The 1,946-nt window shown below is 66.1% G+C and carries 2 protein-coding genes; both read left to right on the top strand.

The genetic code is table 11. From position 1 onward, the window contains the following. On the top strand, positions 1–910 hold a 910-nt coding region (locus tag ACIPUD_RS39725), incomplete at its 5' end, for a M16 family metallopeptidase (RefSeq protein WP_446482984.1). Further along, a partial coding sequence (locus ACIPUD_RS39720; RefSeq protein ID WP_446482983.1) for a M16 family metallopeptidase occupies positions 907–1,946 on the top strand: 1,040 nt, incomplete at its 3' end. The genes ACIPUD_RS39725 and ACIPUD_RS39720, both read left to right, overlap by 4 nt.

The raw sequence follows: 1,946 nt of genomic DNA, 5'->3' as shown, positions 1-1,946 counted from the left end.
CAACATGCGCGTCGCCAACAATCCGGACGCGCGGCTGAACGAGCAGATCATGGCCGCGCTCTATCTCAACCATCCCTACGGCCGGCCGGTGATCGGCTGGCACCAGGAGATCGAGAAGCTCGATCGCGAGGATGCGCTCGCCTTCTACCGTCGCTTCTATGCGCCCAGCAACGCGATCCTGGTGATCGCCGGCGACGTCGAGCCCGCCGACATCCGCCCGCTGGTCGAGCGCAATTTCGGGTCCATCCCGGCCCAGCCCGCGATCCCGGCGCGCCGCGTCCGCCCGCAAGAGCCGGAGCCCGCGGCGCCGCGCACCGTGACCCTGGCCGATCCGCGCGTCGAGCAACCCGGCTTGCGACGCTATTACCTAGTGCCCTCGGCGACCACGGCTGCGGCCGGCGAAAGCGCGGCCCTCGACGTGCTGGCGCAGCTGATGGGCAGCGGCAGCAATTCCTATCTCTACCGCGCGCTCGTGGTGGACAAGCCGCTCGCGGTCTCCGCCAGCGCCAGCTATTCGAGCATCTCGCTCGACCCGACCCAGTTCGCGATCTCGGCTTCGCCCAAATCCGGGGTCAGCTTCGCCGAGGTCGAGCAGGTGGTCGACGGCGTCATTGCCGACATCGCGCAGAATCCGATCCGCGCCGAGGATCTCGAGCGGGTCAAGACCCAGCTCATCGCCGAGGCGATCTACGCCCAGGACAACCAGGCGGTGCTGGCGCGCTGGTATGGCGGCGCACTGACCACGGGCCTGTCGATCGAGGACATCCGGAGCTGGCCAGATCGCATCCGCGCCGTCACCGCCGAGCAGGTCCGCACCGTCGCGCAGAAATGGCTCGAGAAGAAGCGCTCGGTGACGGGCTATCTGATCAAAGACACCGCGACCACCAAGCGCGAGGAGAAGCGTTCGTGACCTATCCCTTCCTTCGACGCGTTGCATTCTCCTTTGCCACCGGCGCGGCACTCGCGCTCGCTACCGTCTCGCCGTCACAGGCGGCGGCGAAGATCCAGCATTTGACCTCGCCGGGCGGCATCGAGGCCTGGTTCGTGCAGGATGCGACCGTGCCGCTGATCGCCATGGAATATTCCTTTGCCGGCGGTTCGGCCCAGGATCCCAAGGACAAATCGGGCGTCGCCAATCTGGTCGGCGATCTCCTCGACGAAGGCTCCGGCGATCTCGATTCCAAGACCTTCCATGAGCGGCTCGATCGCCGTGCCATCGAGCTCTCTTTCAGCGCCACCCGCGACACCTTCCGCGGCAGCCTGCGCATGCTGCGCGACAACAAGGACGAGGCCTTCGACCTGCTGCGGAGCGCGCTGACCTCGCCGCATTTCGAAACTGCCGACGTCGAACGCATTCGCTCGCAGGTGATCTCGGGCCTGCGCCGCGAGACAACCAACCCGACCTCGCTCGCGAGCCGCAAATTCCTGGAGGTTGCCTTTGGCGATCATCCCTACAGTCGGCAGTCCAACGGCAACCTCGACAGCGTTCCGACCATTACGGTTGCCGACATGAAGGATTATGTCGGCCGCGTGCTCGCCAAGGACACGCTCAAGATCGCGGTGGTTGGCGACGTGGATCCCGATACGCTCGGCAAGCTGCTCGACCACACATTTGGTAGCCTGCCGGCCAAGGCCAATCTCGTGCCCGTCCCCGACGTCGAGGCCGCCAAGCCGCCGCAACGCGCCTTCGTGACGCTCGACGTGCCCCAGACCGTGATCACCTTCGGCGGTCCCGGGGTGAAGCGCAGCGATCCGAACTTCATGGCGGCCTATGTCGTCAACCACATCCTCGGCGGCGGCGGGTTGTCCTCGCGGCTCTATCGCGAGGTGCGCGAGAAGCGCGGGCTCGCCTATTCGGTGTTCGAATCGCTGCTTTGGATGGAGCATTCGGCGGTTTTCATCGGCAATACCGGCACCCGCGCCGACCGTGCCGGCGACACCATCGA

This window comes from Bradyrhizobium sp. CAR08, from assembly GCF_052871955.1.
Note: the sequence above shows the minus strand (reverse complement) of the source record. Positions and strands in the feature narration are given on the sequence as shown.